The sequence below is a fragment of the Veillonella tobetsuensis genome, from assembly GCF_002959935.1.
GTDB classification, from domain to species: Bacteria; Bacillota; Negativicutes; order Veillonellales; family Veillonellaceae; genus Veillonella; species Veillonella tobetsuensis.
The window spans coordinates 261809-279293 of record NZ_PPDF01000012.1 but is presented as its reverse complement, the minus strand read 5'-3'; the positions used below and the strand labels follow the sequence as shown (position 1 = coordinate 279293).

General features: G+C 35.8%; 17 protein-coding genes and 1 riboswitch. Of the genes, 1 reads left to right on the top strand and 16 read right to left on the bottom strand.

Translation table 11 applies throughout. The features are described from left to right. Position 1 precedes the first annotated feature (1 nt). The 16 genes from rsgA to VTHSUH11_RS07175 form a co-directional block, all read right to left on the bottom strand. Positions 2-865 carry a ribosome small subunit-dependent GTPase A gene (rsgA, locus tag VTHSUH11_RS07250; RefSeq protein ID WP_105093165.1) on the bottom strand — a complete coding sequence of 288 codons (864 nt, stop codon included), beginning with the start codon at positions 863-865 and terminating at the stop codon, positions 2-4. 7 nt (positions 866-872) lie between these two features. Beyond that, on the bottom strand, positions 873-2795 hold the full coding sequence (pknB, locus tag VTHSUH11_RS07245; RefSeq protein ID WP_059362298.1) for a Stk1 family PASTA domain-containing Ser/Thr kinase: 1923 nt from the start codon (positions 2793-2795) through the stop codon (positions 873-875). A gap of 26 nt (positions 2796-2821) precedes the next feature. Further along, positions 2822-3523, bottom strand: coding sequence for a Stp1/IreP family PP2C-type Ser/Thr phosphatase (locus VTHSUH11_RS07240; protein WP_059362295.1), 702 nt, complete (start codon positions 3521-3523; stop codon positions 2822-2824). After that, on the bottom strand, positions 3516-4562 hold the full coding sequence (rlmN, locus tag VTHSUH11_RS07235; RefSeq protein ID WP_105093164.1) for a dual-specificity RNA methyltransferase RlmN: 1047 nt from the start codon (positions 4560-4562) through the stop codon (positions 3516-3518). The genes VTHSUH11_RS07240 and rlmN overlap by 8 nt, the downstream gene beginning before the upstream one ends. Before the next feature lie 30 nt (positions 4563-4592). Next, entirely contained in the window at positions 4593-5951 is a 1359-nt protein-coding gene (rsmB, locus tag VTHSUH11_RS07230) for a 16S rRNA (cytosine(967)-C(5))-methyltransferase RsmB (protein WP_105093163.1), read from the bottom strand. Then, positions 5935-6759 (bottom strand): DUF116 domain-containing protein, encoded by an 825-nt coding sequence (locus VTHSUH11_RS07225; RefSeq protein WP_105093162.1) that lies wholly within the window; start codon positions 6757-6759, stop codon positions 5935-5937. The genes rsmB and VTHSUH11_RS07225 overlap by 17 nt, the downstream gene beginning before the upstream one ends. Beyond that, entirely contained in the window at positions 6716-7723 is a 1008-nt protein-coding gene (gene fmt, locus VTHSUH11_RS07220) for a methionyl-tRNA formyltransferase (RefSeq protein ID WP_105093161.1), read from the bottom strand. Before fmt ends, VTHSUH11_RS07225 begins: the two co-directional genes overlap by 44 nt. After that, positions 7716-8204 carry a peptide deformylase gene (gene def / locus VTHSUH11_RS07215; protein ID WP_105093160.1) on the bottom strand — a complete coding sequence of 163 codons (489 nt, stop codon included), beginning with the start codon at positions 8202-8204 and terminating at the stop codon, positions 7716-7718. The genes fmt and def overlap by 8 nt, the downstream gene beginning before the upstream one ends. 12 nt (positions 8205-8216) lie before the next feature. Next, on the bottom strand, positions 8217-10400 hold the full coding sequence (priA, locus tag VTHSUH11_RS07210) for a replication restart helicase PriA (RefSeq protein ID WP_105093159.1): 2184 nt from the start codon (positions 10398-10400) through the stop codon (positions 8217-8219). 88 nt (positions 10401-10488) lie between these two features. Continuing rightward, positions 10489-11679 (bottom strand): methionine adenosyltransferase, encoded by a 1191-nt coding sequence (gene metK, locus VTHSUH11_RS07205; protein ID WP_059362272.1) that lies wholly within the window; start codon positions 11677-11679, stop codon positions 10489-10491. A gap of 48 nt (positions 11680-11727) precedes the next feature. Continuing rightward, positions 11728-11827: riboswitch (SAM riboswitch) on the bottom strand. Between the two features lie 44 nt (positions 11828-11871). Beyond that, the gene (locus VTHSUH11_RS07200) at positions 11872-12195 is read right to left on the bottom strand and encodes an STAS domain-containing protein (RefSeq protein ID WP_244900001.1); all 324 of its coding nucleotides are present in this window, start codon (positions 12193-12195) and stop codon (positions 11872-11874) included. A 144-nt stretch (positions 12196-12339) separates the two neighbouring features. Continuing rightward, complete coding sequence (coaBC, locus tag VTHSUH11_RS07195) at positions 12340-13542, bottom strand: bifunctional phosphopantothenoylcysteine decarboxylase/phosphopantothenate--cysteine ligase CoaBC (RefSeq protein WP_105093158.1); 1203 nt, start codon at positions 13540-13542, stop codon at positions 12340-12342. Positions 13543-13596: 54 nt separating this feature from the next. Continuing rightward, the gene (rpoZ, locus tag VTHSUH11_RS07190; protein ID WP_059362263.1) at positions 13597-13812 is read right to left on the bottom strand and encodes a DNA-directed RNA polymerase subunit omega; all 216 of its coding nucleotides are present in this window, start codon (positions 13810-13812) and stop codon (positions 13597-13599) included. Between the two features lie 4 nt (positions 13813-13816). Then, a complete protein-coding gene (gene gmk / locus VTHSUH11_RS07185; protein WP_059362259.1) occupies positions 13817-14446 on the bottom strand; it encodes a guanylate kinase in 630 nt (209 codons plus the stop codon). Positions 14447-14454: 8 nt separating this feature from the next. Beyond that, entirely contained in the window at positions 14455-14724 is a 270-nt protein-coding gene (gene remA, locus VTHSUH11_RS07180) for an extracellular matrix/biofilm regulator RemA (RefSeq protein WP_005379012.1), read from the bottom strand. A gap of 12 nt (positions 14725-14736) precedes the next feature. Beyond that, positions 14737-15618: a YicC/YloC family endoribonuclease gene (locus VTHSUH11_RS07175; protein WP_105093157.1), complete on the bottom strand. Its 882-nt coding sequence runs from the start codon at positions 15616-15618 to the stop codon at positions 14737-14739. Positions 15619-15726: 108 nt separating this feature from the next. Between VTHSUH11_RS07175 and VTHSUH11_RS07170 the strand changes: the two genes are divergently transcribed. Then, positions 15727-17445, top strand: coding sequence for an Rqc2 family fibronectin-binding protein (locus VTHSUH11_RS07170; protein WP_105093156.1), 1719 nt, complete (start codon positions 15727-15729; stop codon positions 17443-17445). Positions 17446-17485 lie beyond the last annotated feature (40 nt).

Here is a 17485-nt window from a genome sequence, read left to right as displayed (position 1 = left end):
ATTAAAACCTCTTTCTTTGGTTCTGAATATCCTTTCGAATGATTGTATATGCATCATAACGGCTTTCAAAAATCTTATGATTAGCCAAAGCTTCCTTGATACCACAAATTGGTTCATGTTCATGATAGCATGGATGAAATTTACAAGACTCTACATAATCAGAAAACTCTGGAAATAGCGTCGGCAATCGTTCCAAAGTAACATCAGTAAACTCAATGGCGCTAAAACCAGGCGTATCCATAATAAAGGAGTCAGTATTTAAGCTAAACAATGATGCATGTCTTGTTGTATGTTTTCCGCGTTTAATTTTATCGCTTATATCACCCGTTTGAAAGGCAAATTTTTCATCAACAGCATTTAATAGACTGCTTTTACCAACACCTGAAGGTCCTGCAAAGGCAGTCACCTTATGTAGCAATTTATTACGTAATTCATTAATGCCAATCTTCGCTGTAGCAGAGGTTGTAATAACTTGATAACCAATGGCTTTGTATTTATCGATAAGTTGATCTGTAGATGTATCACCTACATCATACTTATTAACACATAGCACTACCGGAATATCGGCATGTTCTATCATGACAAGCATCTTATCCAATAATAATTCATTAATATCTGGATTATGTGCAGCTACGACGAGGATGACTTGATCAATATTGGCCACTGCAGGGCGAACCATAGAATTTTGACGTGGCAAAATACATTCTACAAAGCCATCTTCTGAAAATTCTACGCGATCACCTACGAGTAAACTATATCTTGATTTTTTTAAACGTCCTCTTACTTTGCATTCATGAATGGTCCCTAATTCATCTTGAATGTAATAGTAACCATTCATGTTTTTAATAACAATACCTTTATTCATAAGGCCTCTACAATGTTGTATCCTGAACTAACGCACCGTTTAGATACACCTCTATACGCACGTTACCAACACCAGATACATTTTTAACGATGCGGTCACCCGGTTTATTTGTATCATCATAGATAACCGTAGAACCTTCATCATCTTTAACAACTATCTTTAATTCTTGATTCTTTGAACCAGATGGAACGGTTACATCGACAGTCCCTTTAGTTCGGTTGGAGGAACTTTGTTTAGAATCCTCTTTTTTCTTAGAGTCTTTTAATTCAGTAGCTAAGTTTAGGCTACTACCTTCATTAACCTCTTCACCAGCTTTTACACTTTGTTCGGTAACAATTGCTTTTTCATCTACAGAACCAGAAATTTGATTAACCCCAATATTATTAGACCCTAGAACTTGACGAGCATCTTTCAAGGTCATACCAACTACATCAGGCATTTTAACTTTTTTAGTTTGAGGTTTATTGACAACTAGATCAACAGTTGTACCTTTAGATACTTTAGAATCGCCAGAAGGACTTTGCGCAACAATAGTATTATCCGGTTTACCTTCAATAGAACCTTGTGTTATCTTACCGACAACTAATCCTAAATCTTTAAGTCGTTGTCTAGCTTGTTCTACAGTCATACCGGATAAATCTGGAACGGTAATATCCCCCACACCCTTAGATACAACAAGATGGATAGTTCGTTGTTCCTTAACCTTTTCACCAGAACCAGGGCTTTGAGAGATAACTTGTCCCGCTGGTACATCGGTATTAGTAACTTCACTAGTAGAAACACGCAAATGTTTATCTTCTAATATATTTTTCGCTACTGATACTTGTTTGCCCACAACATTTGGCACATCAACAGTAGTATTACTCCAAAAATTACCATAACTCAAGAATGCGCCTAAAAATGCAATCAAGAAAATAACAGCCGCACTTAAAACAATATATTTTTGTGGTATAGATGCAATCTTACTAAGCATAGATTTCTTTTGTACCTCTTTTGGCGTAGTGTCATCAATATCACTAAAATCATCTAGTGTATCTGGATCTACTGCTGGAATCATTTGTGTTGCAAAATCATATGGCTCATGACGTTGAGTTTTTCCCATTGTAAAGCCTTGAGATAAACGCAAGTCACCCATCATTTCTGAAATAGATTCAAAACGATCTGCTGGATTTTTAGCTAATGCTTTCAGTACAACAGATTCTAATAATGGAGGAATCGAAGGATTGTATCGCGTAGGTGGTATTACCTTTTCTCGTACATGTTTTAATGCAACAGCAATTGGCGTATCACCTTCAAAAGGAACCTTACCAGTTAACATTTCATATAGAACAACACCTAGTGAATAGATATCCGTATTGCCGTCTACAGATTTGCCACTAGCTTGTTCTGGTGAAAGATAGTGAGCCGATCCCATAATAGAGTTGGTGTACATTACGGTATTAGTGGAATTCATGGCACGAGCAATACCAAAATCAGTTACCTTTACACGACCAGTATTAGTGATAATGACATTGTGAGGTTTTATATCACAATGCACAATCCCCATCGCATGTGCGTGCTCTAAACCTTCTCCAATAGAAATGGTTATTTTAACAGCCTCATCAATAGATAATCTATGGTGACGGGTAATATATTCTTTTAATGTTTCACCATCCACATATTCCATGATGATGTAATGCATATCTTGGTCATAGCCAACATCATACATATTTACAATATTAGGATGGTTTAATTTACCCGCAGCTTGTGCTTCACGTTTAAAACGACTTACAAACTCATCATCACTAGCAAAATTTGCATGTAAAATTTTAATAGCTACTGGACGCCCTAATAAGGTATCTTCGCCCTTATATACGTCAGCCATACCACCGACGCCAATTTTAGACAGGATACGATAGCGATTATCCAACAATGTATCTTTAATCTTCATAATATTTATAACTCTCCATATCTAAGTTAGATAGTACCTACGATAATAGTAACATTATCTCCGGCACCTGCATTATATACATCATCAATCAATGCATCCAATACTTCTGTATTATCTTCAATATCATGTAATACCTGACGTATTCTCTCATCACTAATATACCCAGATAAACCATCAGTACATAATAAAATGCGGTCTCCAGATTTTACAGATAATGTACCACTATCGACTTGTAAATCTTCTTCAACACCAACTGCTCTAGTAAGTAAATTACGTTGAGGATGCTTAAACATCTCTTCTTTTGTAATTTCTCCGGCTTCTAATAGTTGTTGCACCATAGAATGATCAGTAGTAATTTGAGTTAGTTCATCATTTCTAAAAATATAGAGTCTACTGTCGCCAACACTAGCCCATAATAGTTTATCATCTACCTTAGCCACTACAACAGCAGTAGTGCCCATTCCACTGAGACGTTCCTCACGAGCTACGCGATTGACTATGCGAGTATTCGCATGCAATATAGCATCCACCAAGGATAATTCATCAATGGTTGATATAGATTGTAAATATTCTTTTATTTCATCAACAGCATAGGTGCTGGCAATTTCTCCGCCTCTATATCCACCCATACCATCGGTAACAGCACAAATATTATCGCTAATAAAAAAGCGATCTTCATTCTGCTTTCTAACTAATCCTATTTTACTTAAACCTACGATATTATTCATGAATCTCCTCTTTCCGTCCATGAGCTGCCTTTAACTGCCCACATGCGGCTTGAATAGCATCCCCCATTTCTTTACGAATTGTAACAGAAACACCATAGGAGGCGATGATATCCTTAAATATGTTCATATGTTTACTAGAAGGTTTATATAAATTAATATGCTCATTACCATTTACAGGAATTAGGTTTACATGACAATTAGGGAATTCTTTACCAATTTTTCCTAATTCATGAGCTTCCTCTAATGACACATTAATTGAATCTATTAAAATATATTCAAAAGTAATACGTCGTTGTGTTTTCTCATAATAATATTTTACAGCCTCTAATACCTCATCTAACTTATAACGAGATCCAACAGGCATAATCTTACGACGTGTTTCATCTGTTGTAGCATGTAGCGATAATGCCAATGTAATTGGAAGATCCTCATCGGCCAATTTATATATATTAGGAACCCATCCACACGTGGAAATCGTCATTTTTCTATAACTAATATCAAATGTAATAGGGTCGTGAATAAGCTTCAATGCTTGTAATACATTATCATAGTTTTGTAGCGGTTCACCAGCCCCCATAACGACTAAAGAATGGATGTCCTCCTCCTTTAAGGCGCTAAAAAGAACAACTTGTCCTACAATTTCAGCAACAGTTAAATCCCTAAATAATCCACCCTGTGTAGAAGCACAAAAAACACAGCCCATCGCACAGCCAACTTGAGATGAAACACATACAGAATTACCATAATGTTGCTCCATCAACACCGCTTCAATTCGACTATGATCAATAAGTTCTAATAATAACTTATGAGTTTTGCCATCTGGTGAAATAGATTGTGTAATAATCCTTGGAATCGATATTATGCAGTTCGCGTCCAACCAATCTCTTAACATCTTAGGGAATTGTGTCATATCTTGAAAGACAAAAATATGTCGATGATATATGTAATCTATTAATTGCTTAGCTCTGAATTTTTGAATCTTATGTTCTTCAAATAACGATTGCAATTCAACTAAGGATTTACCTAATAATTCAATCATGAGTTCTCCCATTTACTGATAACTACTTAGTTAAGATATACGTTGCATTTTAACCATAAAGAAACCATCCATATCATCTGTAGGTGGATATGTTGTAATCATACCATTATTTGACTTTAGTGGAAAATCAGCACCTACAGGGACTATGGAAAATTCTTTATGCTTTTGTAAAAATGCTTCAACTACATCTTCATTTTCCTTGTAGTTTAGCGTACAAGTGGAATATACTAAATAGCCCTTTTCTTTAACAGTCATTGCTGCTCGTTCTAAAATTGCCAATTGTAATGGCGGTAATTCTGAAAGAGTAGATTCATCCTTGCGCCAACGCATATCAAGTTTCTTTTGTAATATACCTAGACCAGAACAAGGGACATCAACCAATACTCGATCAAAGTACGATTTCCATGCAGATGGTAATTCAGTAGCATCTTGAACCTTAGTTTGAACAATAGAAATACCTAATCGTTGAGCATTCGACTCCATTAGAGTAATCTTATGCTCATGTATGTCACAACTCATCAATGAACCCGTATTATCCATTAAGGCTGCCATATACATTGATTTCCCACCAGGAGCAGCACAACAGTCTAATACACGTTCACCAGGCTGAGGATTAACTAATCGTGCTACCAACATAGAGGCCTTATCCATGAAAGTTATATAACCTTTTATAACTGCATCAGATTTTTCAAGACTACCGCGATGGCTATTTATATAAATAATATCCTTGTAATTACTATCCTGCGAAACATCCCAGCCTTGTTCTTTTAATAAAGTTAAACATTGAGGAATATCTATAAGAATTGTATTAATTCGTGCAGTCAATTTAGGCTGTTGATTAAACCATGCACATAAATCCTCTGTCTTATCACGACCAAACTCACCCATCCATAAATCGATAAGCCATAAAGGAATATTATAAATAAAAGATATTACCTCTATATCATTTGATGCTAAATCCTCGACACCAATGCTATCTTGTTCCCGTATAATAGATCTCAATATGGCATTCACAAAACCCGATAAGCCACGAGTTAATTTTTTAGCTAGTTTAACTGATTCATTAACAGCTGCACTTTCAGGAACTTTATCCATATAAATAATTTGATAAATACCTAGACGCAAAATCTCTACAACCATAGAAGATAATTTCTTCAAAGGTCGTTTAGCAAAATGCACAATAATAGCATCTAAATAATTACGTCTTCGCACCACACCATATACAAGTTCAGTAAAGAAACGTCTATCTAAATCGGCTAAATTATGTTTAGAAATATAGTCCTGTAAAGTTATATTAGCATAAGCACCATTTCGATTGATATCAGATAATGCCTTTACCGCCAATAATCGTATATTTTGTTTTTGTCCATTCTTAGCAATTTCGTTCATAAGTATCCTTATCAATCAATAATTCTACAGCCTCTCGCACCTTATTAATATCGACAGTAGTATTACAACAAGGCCCGTTAGGTCGCTGATTTAATACGCCAATGACAGGAATCGGAAATACATCAGCCATGCCGCTGGCAAGATCCCGTTCACATGCTATAGCAATAATAGCCTTTGGCTTAGCTTCTTTAACCTTCATACGAGCTAATGTACCGCCAGTAACGACAATAAATTGACAACCATATTCCTTTGCTATTCCTAATAGGCCTCCCACCTGACAACGGCCACATTGTTTACAATTATATACATCATGTGTCACCTTGTGAATACATGTATTTTCTTGTAAACAGTGAGGTGTTAACAGAAGAATTCGCTCAGGACATACCTTATATAATTTCATGCCTACTAAATGATTAATCAAATCAATCATGGATTGACGCAATTCATCTTTTTTTATACCTATAAGAACCCTTCCTAATCCCAAGGATACTGGAAAAAGTAAATATATAAAACGATTTGCAATACGTAATAATATAGGATGAATATATGTAGCCCCTGCTGATGCAATAGCTAGAAGAAACCATAGGAACCAAACGATTAAAATTATGATTCCCCCAATGATTTCACTCACCAAAGCTAAGGTATAAGATATCTGTTCTAAACCAGGCCACACTATATACATAGTAAAGCTCATGATTAAGGTTATTGCCATACAAGACAGGGCAGATAGCTTTAAATATAATGGATATGTTTTATAAGATTCATTACACTTCATCAAATGCAATACCACCTTTAATTTGGTGACCATTAATAAAATCTTGCCCACTTATGCGTTTTTTATTTTCTGGTTGTACCTCTATAAGCAGAATGTAACCTTGTTCACCAGTTGAAACGACAAGACCTTTCGTTGTATGAACAATAGTACCAGGCTTGGCAACATCTAGAGTAAGCTGATTATTATTTATAGAAACAATAGCCTCATTTGCATTTACAGACTCAACAATCACCTTTTGAGCACGCCAAACCTTTAAACGTTTCCCCTGTAAATATGTATAACATCCAGGGGCAGGATTTAAGCCGTGAATTAAATTAACAATCTTATCTGCTGGTTGATACCAATCGATAAGTCCCATCTCTTTAGTAATTTTAGAGGTATGGCTAGCAAGACTATCATCTTGAGGCATTGATATAATCTCACCATTCACCCATTTATCTAAAACAGGAGAAATTGTACGGGCCCCCAATTCAGCAATACGATTAAATAAATCGCCCGTCGTCTCATCTGGAAGAATATCTATTTCTGCAATATCGATAATATCACCGGTGTCTAAACCATCATCCATATGCATAATAGTAACACCCGTTTTAGTGTCACCATTTAAAATTGCATAATGAATAGGCGCAGCCCCTCTATATTTAGGTAAAATAGATGCATGGATATTAACACAGCCGTATTTAGGCAAACGAATTAGCCATGGTGGTAAAATCTTTCCATAAGCAATAACAACGATAACATCTGGAGCAAGAGCCATTAATTCCTCTTGTACAGTTTCCTCACGAAGCGTTACAGGCTGATAAATAGGCAAATCTAAAGATAATGCCGCCTCTTTTACAGGGGGCATTTGAATTTGTTTGCCTCTACCTTTTTGTTTATCAGGTTGACAGTACACACCTACAATAGAATGCCCTGCTTCAACTAATGCTTGTAATGTAGGTACTGAGAAATCTGGAGTGCCCATAAATACAATGCGTAACGGCTTATAATTAGACAATTTCCTTCTCCTCCGGATGATCTGCAATACGGCGTAAATTTGTTGCTTTTTCAATAAACAAATGGCCCTCTAAATGGTCTATTTCATGTTGAAAGATTCTCGCCAAAAACCCTTCAGCTTTGATAGTAACTTTCTTATTATGAGGATCAATCCCCTTTACAGTTACCTTTTCATAACGCTCTACATCACCAAAATACCCAGGAACACTCAAACAGCCTTCTAAGCCGATTTGAGAACCTTCACCATGAGTGATTTCAGGATTGATAAGAGCTATTAAACCACTACCAGCATGGTCATCAACAACAATAATTCGCTTAGATACATTAACTTGAGGCGCTGCTAATCCAACACCTTCAGTTTCATACATGGTATCTGCCATATCTTCAATTAGTGTACGTAATTTTTTATTTACATGTTCTACAGGTTCAGCCACCTCTTTTAAAACTGGATGACCTGCTTTTACTACTTCAAGTACTGCCATTTATTCCTCTTATTAAATGGGGTCTACATCTATGAGTAAGCCCTCTTGTGTAAAAATCCAAGAATTATAAATATAATCTTTCACAGCATCTAAATCTTCACCGCGAATCATAATCGACAAACGATACATATCGCGTATTTTTTTTATGCCAGCTTCATAGGGACCATTAAAGTCAATCGGTTGTGATTGAAAATGTTGCTCTAACTCATCTACAATCTTTTGAGCTATATTTTCAGCCATATCTTCCTTTACATGTCTTACGACCATATAAATCATCTCGCGAAATGGTGGATAACCTAAGGCCCTACGATTTTCTATTTCTTCATTGTAAAAGCCCAAATAATCATGAGCCTTACTCTTTATTATAGCATAATTTAAAGGATTATACGTTTGTATCACAACGGTACCTGACTTATCACCACGACCAGCACGACCTGATGTTTGAGTCAGTAAATCAAACGCACGTTCTGATGCCGAATAGACTGGAATATTTAGGACTGAATCAGCCGTCAAAATCCCAACAGCTGTAACATCCTTGAAATCATGCCCCTTAGAAACCATTTGAGTGCCCAATAAAATATCGTATTTATGATTTCTGAAATCTTGTAAAATCTCTTCACCCACATCTTTATGTTTAGTTACATCTTGGTCAAGACGAGCAATGCGAGCCGATTTAAAATGACGACGCAATTCTTCCTCTACCTTCTGTGTACCAGAACCAAAAAATTTAATTCTTTTGCTATGACATTTGGGGCATATGGTAGGGATTGGTTCATGATGCTCACAATAGTGACATCGTAGTTCTTCGCCTGCCTGATGATACACCATCGCCACCTCACAATGGGGACACATAATAGTTTCACCACAATCTCGGCACATAACAAAGGTACTATAACCACGACGATTCAAAAGAATAATCATTTGGTTTCCATCAGCGAGCGTACATTGAATCAACTCCATCATAGCATCAGAAAACACAGAATAATTACCACGTATCATTTCTTCCTTCATATCCACTATTTGAACACGAGGCATAGGTTGATCAAATATACGATTAGGTAATTCTAATAATTTATATTCACCTTCTGAAGCTTTGTAATACGAAGTTATGGATGGTGTAGCGGAACCCAAAAGAACTGCACAATTGTGGGCTTTGCCACGCCATAATGCAACATTCTTAGCATTATATCTAATCATATCCTCTTGCTTATACGATGTATCATGCTCTTCATCTAGTACGATGAGTCCAATATCTTCAGCCGGTGCAAACACAGCTGAACGAGCACCGATTATGATATGACTATCTTTTCTTCGTATACGCTCCCAATTATTATTTCTCTCACTAATCGTTAATTTACTATGAAATACTACAACCTCATCCCCAAAGGTAGATACAAATCTTCGAACAATTTGATCTGTTAGTATGATTTCTGGAACAAGAATAATAGCGGTTTTGCCTTTACCGATGCAACGAGCTGCTGCTTTTAAATAAAGCTGTGTCTTACCACTACCTGTTACACCATGTAACAGAAATGTTTCATGCTGTTCAAGATCTATAGTTTTCTTAATTGGTTCATATACAGTCATCTGTGCATCTGTTAAGGGAATACTTTCCTCACCACTTAGGAGTTCTGTGAAAGCAGTTTTTGTATCTTTAAAACGTTTTTCAATGTGAATCCCCTTCTCTTCACCTATTTGTTTAATAACCATATAGGAAAAGCCTTTTGCTCTTAATAAAGATTTTGGAGCACCACCGACCTCAATTAAATAAGTAGCTAGTTCCCGTTGTTTACGTTTTTTAGGACTCACTTGATCAATATTAAATTCAGCTGTAACAACTAACCATTCTTCTTTAGGTGCATCATAAGATTTTAATGTTTTATGAACTGTAAATAATCGCAATGCATCTCCAAAAGAGCATAAGAAATAGTTACTAATTTGTTTAGCCGTATCCATCATCTCTGAAGTAAACCAAGGATCGCTATCGAGAATATCTATGATAGAACGTAAAGTAAAATTTGGTTTTTCTAGTAACTCTTCATAGCCAATGAGTATACCTTCTTCACGGCTACCACCTAAGGGAACTAATACACGAGTTCCTGCTTTTACATCGCCAAATTTCTCAGGCAATAAATAGCTTAATGGTTTATGTAATTGTTTTGCAGGTCTATTTATAATAATACTTGCTACGCGCATTAGTTCACCTCCTCTAATCTAATTATTATATCATATGATAAAGGAATAAAAAAAAGACTTAGTAGCCAAGGCTACTAAGTCTTTCAAATTATAAACCAGCTTCGTGACGTAAAATATCAGCTTTATCAGTATGTTCCCAAGGAAGATCAACATCAGTTCTACCAAAGTGACCATACGCAGCAGTTTTGCGATAATGAGGTTTTAATAAGTCTAGCATTTCAATGATACCTGCTGGACGCAAGTCAAAATGTTTACTTACTAATTCTTGAATTTTTTCTTCTTCAATTTTAGCGGTACCAAATGTATCAACTAAAATAGATACAGGTTTTGCAACACCAATAGCATACGCTACTTGTACTTCGCATTTATCAGCTAAGCCTGCTGCTACAACATTTTTAGCTACATAACGAGCAGCATAGGCTGCAGAGCGGTCAACCTTAGAAGGATCCTTACCAGAGAAAGCACCACCACCATGACGAGCCATACCACCATAAGTATCGACGATAATTTTACGACCTGTTAAACCAGCATCACCATGAGGACCACCGATAACGAAACGACCTGTAGGATTAATGAAGAATTTAGTATTTTCATCAATGAATTCTGCAGGAAGTGCAGCGTCGATAACATAGCGTTTCAAATCATTTTTTATTTGCTCTTGTGTTACTTCTGGGCTATGTTGTGTAGAAATAACAATCGTATCAATACGTTTAGGTTGATTATCAACATATTCTACAGTAACTTGAGTTTTGCCATCTGGACGAAGATATGTCAATGTACCATTTTTACGAACTTCAGCCAAACGACGAGACAAACGATGAGCTAAAGAAATTGGCATAGGCATATATTCAGGTGTTTCATTAGTTGCGTAACCAAACATCATACCTTGGTCACCAGCACCAATTTTATCGTTGATTTCGCTGTTACCATCTTTAGATTCTAATGCTTCATCTACGCCCATAGCGATATCTGCAGATTGTTCGTCAATAGAAACTAATACACCACAAGTATCGCAGTCAAAACCATATTTTGCACGTGTATAACCAATTTCACGAACTGTGTCACGTACAATACGAGAAATATCAACATATGTATTAGTAGAGATTTCCCCTACTACATGGACTAAACCTGTAGTCACAAGTGTTTCACAAGCTACACGAGCTTTTGGATCTTTTTCAATAATCGCATCCAAAACAGCATCAGAAATTTGATCTGCTATTTTATCTGGATGGCCTTCCGTAACGGATTCAGAAGTAAAAAACATATGTTTTTCTGCCATTTGTTCCTCCTATAATAAAAAAAATCCCTCATGGTCTCTCATGAGGGAGACCCATCTATCAGTACTTGACTGTCGGATTTAGCACCTTCTTTAATAAAGGGTTGCTGTAGCTTCAACGGGCCTTTCCCTCCACTACTCTTGATGAGTTAAATCTTGTTTTACATTGTAAACGATTTTAGAAAAAAAAGCAAGCTATTCCTTATCTTGTAAAGATAAGTCATGTTCTACTTTATGTAATGCACTTTCAAATCTCCGATACAAGTGATGACGGCCCAAAATATCAAGAAAGTCGGACTTATACATTTCACGACGAATATCATAATTGATATCACTTAATAAAACTTCAATATTTCTAGCCTGTAATTCTTCGATAATCCCTTTCAAAATACGTAGACCTGTTAAATCTACAAAAGGGACTGCTCCAAATCTAATAATTAAATATTTTGGGTCCTTATGAATCGAATTTAATGCTCTTTCAAAAGCTGTTATAGCGCCAAAGAAAAGTGGCCCTTCCACAGTACTACGCCTACAACTAAACCAGCTACAATATTATTACTCCATTGAGACTTAGCTAATGATCCTTGTTGATATGCCCTCTGTATGGCAAACACAAATAAACACTTCTTTCTATAACTACAAACTGTAACTACAATAGATTTATTATTTCGATGCCAACAATTCAACAACCTCGCCAATTATATATCTGGCAAGTTCAGATTTTTGCATATTTGGCATTACCTTTGGCTCTTTATTAGGATATAAGAAAAAACCTTCATTAGTATCTACGTTAAATCCAGCATTGGATTTACTAACATCATTAGCCACTAACATATCTAGATTCTTACGACGAACTTTATCCATACCATAATCGACAACATGTTCCGTCTCTGCAGCAAAACCAACAAGCAATTGATGTGTCTTAAGCTCTCCTAAACCTTTAAGTATATCAGGATTCTTTACAAGCTCTAAGGTCATGGTCTCCATTTTTTTTATTTTTTGAGGTGCTTTATTGGCCACTCTAAAATCGGAAACAGCAGCTGCCATGATGACAACATCAGTAGTATCATAATATGAATTAACTGCTTCTTGCATTGCTTCTGCAGAATCTACAGGTACATATTCAACCCCATCTGGAACATCAAGAGATGTGGGAGCACTTACTAGAATTACACGAGCATTTTCTTTAAGAGCAGCTTCAGCAATAGAATAGCCCATTTTACCACTAGATCTATTACCAATATAACGCACAGGATCAATGTTCTCTTGCGTCCCACCAGCAGTAACAAGTACGGTTTTACCAGATAGTTTTCCAGTACCATCTAATAATTGTAATTCTTTAGTTAACCATGCGACGATGTTCTCTGGAGATGGTAATCTACCAACACCAGTTACACCACAAGCAAGCCATCCAGCATCAGGTTCCATGATATGATAACCGAAGGATGCTAAATCCTCTAGATTTCGCTGTACAATAGGATTGTTGAACATCTCTGTATTCATAGCAGGGCACAAAAATTTAGGAGCTGAAGTAGCCATAATTGTCGTTGTCAACATATCATCTGCAATACCTGCTCTAATTTTGCCAATTACATTTGCCGTAGCTGGTACAACAATATAAGCATCAGCCCATGTCGCTAGAGCAATATGCTCTACATTCCAATCGTGAATTTCTTCCCACATATCAACAGCCACTGGGTGACCGCTAATCTCACCAAATGTCATAGGCGTCGCAATATGAGTGGCATTTTTTGTCATTACCACTTTGACCTCTGCCCCAGCTTTTCGTAAACGACTAACCACTTCAATTGCTTTATATGCAGCAATACCTGCTGAAACGCCTACAATAATATGTTTCCCTTTCATAATTCTCCTTTTAAAAATTCCTTGTACAAAATGTACAAGGAATCTTGAGTAAAATTATTTAATACCTTCTTTAGTGCGTTTATATGTTACTTCACCTTCAGCAATTTCATAGAATGCTAAAGACACCGGTTTATCTGTATTATGCATATCAGTTGCAAGACAATCTTCACCATCAGTCAATTCACGAGCACGCTTAGCTGCTAATGTTACTAATGTATATTTACTATCTACACGTTTTTCCAATGTTTTCAATGGAGGTTTTACCATCATACTATCACTTCTCCTTAGATTCTTGATATTGTTTGTAAATATATTTAATTTGCTCTTTATTACGGCTAATCTTACAAGCTTCAGCACGTAAAATAGAAGCAACCTTCACAGAAGCATCTTCTAAATCATCATTGACTACAATGTAATCATAACGATGAGCTAATGCTAATTCAGAGCAAGCCAATGACAATCGCTTATCTATAACTTCCTTTGCATCAGTTCCACGATTGTAAAGTCGTTCAGATAATTCAGTTAAAGATGGAGGCACAATATAAATAAATACGGCATCACTAAAACGTTCTTTAACTTGCATAGCGCCTTGAATGTCGATTTCAAGAAGTACACTCTTACCCTCATCCAACAAGTTCATTACATGTTGTTTTGGAGTACCATAATAATTATCATACACCTTAGCATACTCTAAAAAAGCATCTTCTGACAATAATGATTCAAACTCTTCTTTTGTACGAAAGAAATAATTAATTCCTTCCTTTTCTCCAACCCGTGGTTCCCGTGTAGTCATAGATACAGAATATACGAGATTAGGCATTTCGCCGCGTATATTAGAACAAATAGTACCCTTACCTGCACCAGATGGACCGGAGATGACAATTAATAAACCTCGATCTGCCATATTAACTCCTAAGCTTCAACAGTATCCTCATCAACTTCGTGTTGCACAATACGGTGTGCCACTGTTTCAGGTTGAATAGCTGACAATACAATTTGCCCACTATCCATAACGAGTACAGCCCGAGTTTTACGACCATAGGTTGCATCTATGAGGAGACTTTTATCTCTAGCATCTTGAACCATACGTTTAATAGGAGCAGATTCAGGGCTAATTATGGCAATAACACGATTAGCAGAAACCATATTACCAAAACCAATGTTTAGTAATTGGATACTCATAAACAGACCTCCTTACTCAATGTTCTGTACTTGTTCTCTTACTTTTTCTAATTCACATTTCAATTGTACCACATGATCTGTCAATGTTATATCCATCGCTTTCGAGCCAATCGTATTGACCTCGCGATTCATTTCTTGAATGATAAAATCTAACTTGCGACCAATAGGTTCATTCTTCATAAGTGTATTTGTTAATTGTACCACATGAGACCTAAATCGGACAATCTCTTCCGTAATATCTGTTTTATCTGCTATAATGGCAACCTCTTGGAGTAAACGATCTTCATTGATAGTAATATTTAAATTTTCAACAGATTCATTAATTTTAGTTCGTAAATGTTCTTTATAGGCGACCACAGCATCTTCTTTATGCTCATTGATATGATCAATAATTGCGGTCATTTCTGAAAGTCTCTGTAACAAATCCTGTTGAATATGAACTCCCTCTGCTTGACGCATTGTTATTAATGCCTCAAGAGCATTAATTATGGTTTCAGTAATTAGAGCAGTAAGTGAATCCTCTGTTATCTCATCATCCTTAACCTGTATCCAATCATTAGATATAGACATAACGGCAGATAAAGGTACTTCTTGTGGTGATGCATAAAATTTTTCTGCTACAAGTAAATCTTGTATTTGTGCTTTCAAAGCGCTATTAATTAAGAAACTCTTAGTTCTATCCCCCACATCTTGTAGGGTCACATAGACATCAACCTTTCCTCGATGTATAACCTTTTGGATACATTTACGGATAATATGCTCTACTGAGTTTACTTGTTTAGGGCTCCGTATATTAAGCTCTAAAAATCTTGAGTTAACTGATTTAATCTCAATTGTACATTGTAAACCATCTAATAATTGGGTTGCACGCCCAAATCCCGTCATACTATTCATAAAATCCCCTCCTTTTTTATATATTGTATCACGAATCTTAAAGATATCTATCAAATATATATGATATACTAAACTATACATCGTGTATCACCAAAAGAAAGGATCACCATGAATTTAGACGGATTAACCATGTCTGTATTGGCTAGAGAACTAAATGAAAGCCTTCAGAGTGGACAAATACAAAAACTATATCAAGTAGATAAACATTCGTTACTTTTTAAAGTGCGCAGTGCTAATCAAGATGTGAATCTCATGATTACTGTTGGTGCTAATCCTGCAGTATATATCTGCAATCCCCTACAAGACTTACCGAAGGAACCAAGTTCTTTATGCATGTTTTTACGAAAACACATAGAAGGTAGTCGCATTACATCGGTAGAGCAAATTAATGGCGACCGCATCCTATGTATTCATATAGATAAGCTTGAAATGGATGGATCCATTACCTCCACATCTCTATATATTGAACTTATGGGGAAATATTCGAACTGTATATTTGTTCAAAACGACACTATTTTAGAGTCCATCATCCATGTATCGCCTATGATGAATCGGGAGCGCTCTGTAGGTCCTAAAATGGCCTATGAATTACCACCAAACTCTAACAGAGTTTCCTTACTAGATTTTTCTGAAGAAGAAATTTCTAATCTACTAAAGACCTTTGGTTCTGGTACAGTTATTAATACCATACGCTCTGTATTTAATGGCTTTGGCAAAGCTTTATTAGACTATGTACTTAATCAATCTAATTTAGATGGCTCAGAAGAACTAACCACATTATCAGATACTTCATTTCAAGGTTTATATAAATCTCTATATAATTTAAAAGAAAAGTTATTAGTGGCCCAACAATTATTGATGTATGAAAATACTAGGGGCAAAAAAATATTTATGCCTTTTCCTATTGAAATAGGTTATACATTAATCAAAACATATCCATCTATTTCAAATGCAATTGAAGAATCTATTGTTGCAACTGGTTCCATCCATACAGCAGATAAGGAATTAGAGCGAATTATATCTAACGCTATCAAAAAAGAGGAATTGCGTCATAAAAAAATTAAGGACGAGCTAGATGATACACAAAAAATGGAAACCTATAAATTATATGGCGATCTTTTGATGATTAATGGTCATTTACAAGTACAATATCAAACCTCTATCGAAGTACAGAATTTACTTTCAGAGTCAGCAGAAACCATTAGCATTCCATTAAAGCCGACCTTAACAATCGTAGAAAATGGTCAATGGTATTATAAGCTTTATACTAAACTGAAAAATCGTATCATAAGCGGACAATATCAGTTGGACCAAAGTACAATAAAATTAGAATACTATAGAACTATCTTATATAGTTTATCACTAGCAACAACGAGAGAATCCTTAGAGGAAATACGACACGAATGTATGGATGCTGGTATAATAAAAAAATCTAAAAAACCTCTTTCATATAAACTAGGAAAATCTAATTACATTCATTTGGAGATTCCAGAGGGCGACCTTTACATAGGCCGCAATAACCAACAAAATGAATATTTAACACATCGTTTTGCCAAACCTAATGATTTATGGTTCCATACACAGGATGTTCAAGGATCACACCTTATTTTACGAACCAATAATGATGTAGATGATATGCTTATCTCACAAGTAGCTAAATACGCAGCTTATTTTAGTAAAGCCCGTCATACATCAAAGGTACCCGTAGACTACACATATATTAAAAATATTAAAAAGCCTCCTAAATCACCTTTAGGCTTTGTCATTTTTAATACACATCAAACAATGATTGTTGAACCAGAAAAACCACCTATGTATGAGGAATAAGAAAAGCCCCGATAGAAATCTATCGGGGCCCTTTTATGTA

Bases quoted from the DNA above. Each gene is read 5' to 3' on its own strand.
- rsgA (WP_105093165.1), bottom strand. From the start codon at position 865: ATGAATAAAGGTATTGTTATTAAAAACATGAATGGTTACTATTACATT.
- pknB (WP_059362298.1), bottom strand. From the start codon at position 2,795: ATGAAGATTAAAGATACATTGTTGGATAATCGCTATCGTATCCTGTCT.
- VTHSUH11_RS07240 (WP_059362295.1), bottom strand. From the start codon at position 3,523: ATGAATAATATCGTAGGTTTAAGTAAAATAGGATTAGTTAGAAAGCAG.
- rlmN (WP_105093164.1), bottom strand. From the start codon at position 4,562: ATGATTGAATTATTAGGTAAATCCTTAGTTGAATTGCAATCGTTATTT.
- rsmB (WP_105093163.1), bottom strand. From the start codon at position 5,951: ATGAACGAAATTGCTAAGAATGGACAAAAACAAAATATACGATTATTG.
- VTHSUH11_RS07225 (WP_105093162.1), bottom strand. From the start codon at position 6,759: ATGGTCACCAAATTAAAGGTGGTATTGCATTTGATGAAGTGTAATGAA.
- def (WP_105093160.1), bottom strand. From the start codon at position 8,204: ATGGCAGTACTTGAAGTAGTAAAAGCAGGTCATCCAGTTTTAAAAGAG.
- priA (WP_105093159.1), bottom strand. From the start codon at position 10,400: ATGCGCGTAGCAAGTATTATTATAAATAGACCTGCAAAACAATTACAT.
- metK (WP_059362272.1), bottom strand. From the start codon at position 11,679: ATGGCAGAAAAACATATGTTTTTTACTTCTGAATCCGTTACGGAAGGC.
- coaBC (WP_105093158.1), bottom strand. From the start codon at position 13,542: ATGAAAGGGAAACATATTATTGTAGGCGTTTCAGCAGGTATTGCTGCA.
- rpoZ (WP_059362263.1), bottom strand. From the start codon at position 13,812: ATGATGGTAAAACCTCCATTGAAAACATTGGAAAAACGTGTAGATAGT.
- gmk (WP_059362259.1), bottom strand. From the start codon at position 14,446: ATGGCAGATCGAGGTTTATTAATTGTCATCTCCGGTCCATCTGGTGCA.
- remA (WP_005379012.1), bottom strand. From the start codon at position 14,724: ATGAGTATCCAATTACTAAACATTGGTTTTGGTAATATGGTTTCTGCT.
- VTHSUH11_RS07175 (WP_105093157.1), bottom strand. From the start codon at position 15,618: ATGAATAGTATGACGGGATTTGGGCGTGCAACCCAATTATTAGATGGT.
- VTHSUH11_RS07170 (WP_105093156.1), top strand. From the start codon at position 15,727: ATGAATTTAGACGGATTAACCATGTCTGTATTGGCTAGAGAACTAAAT.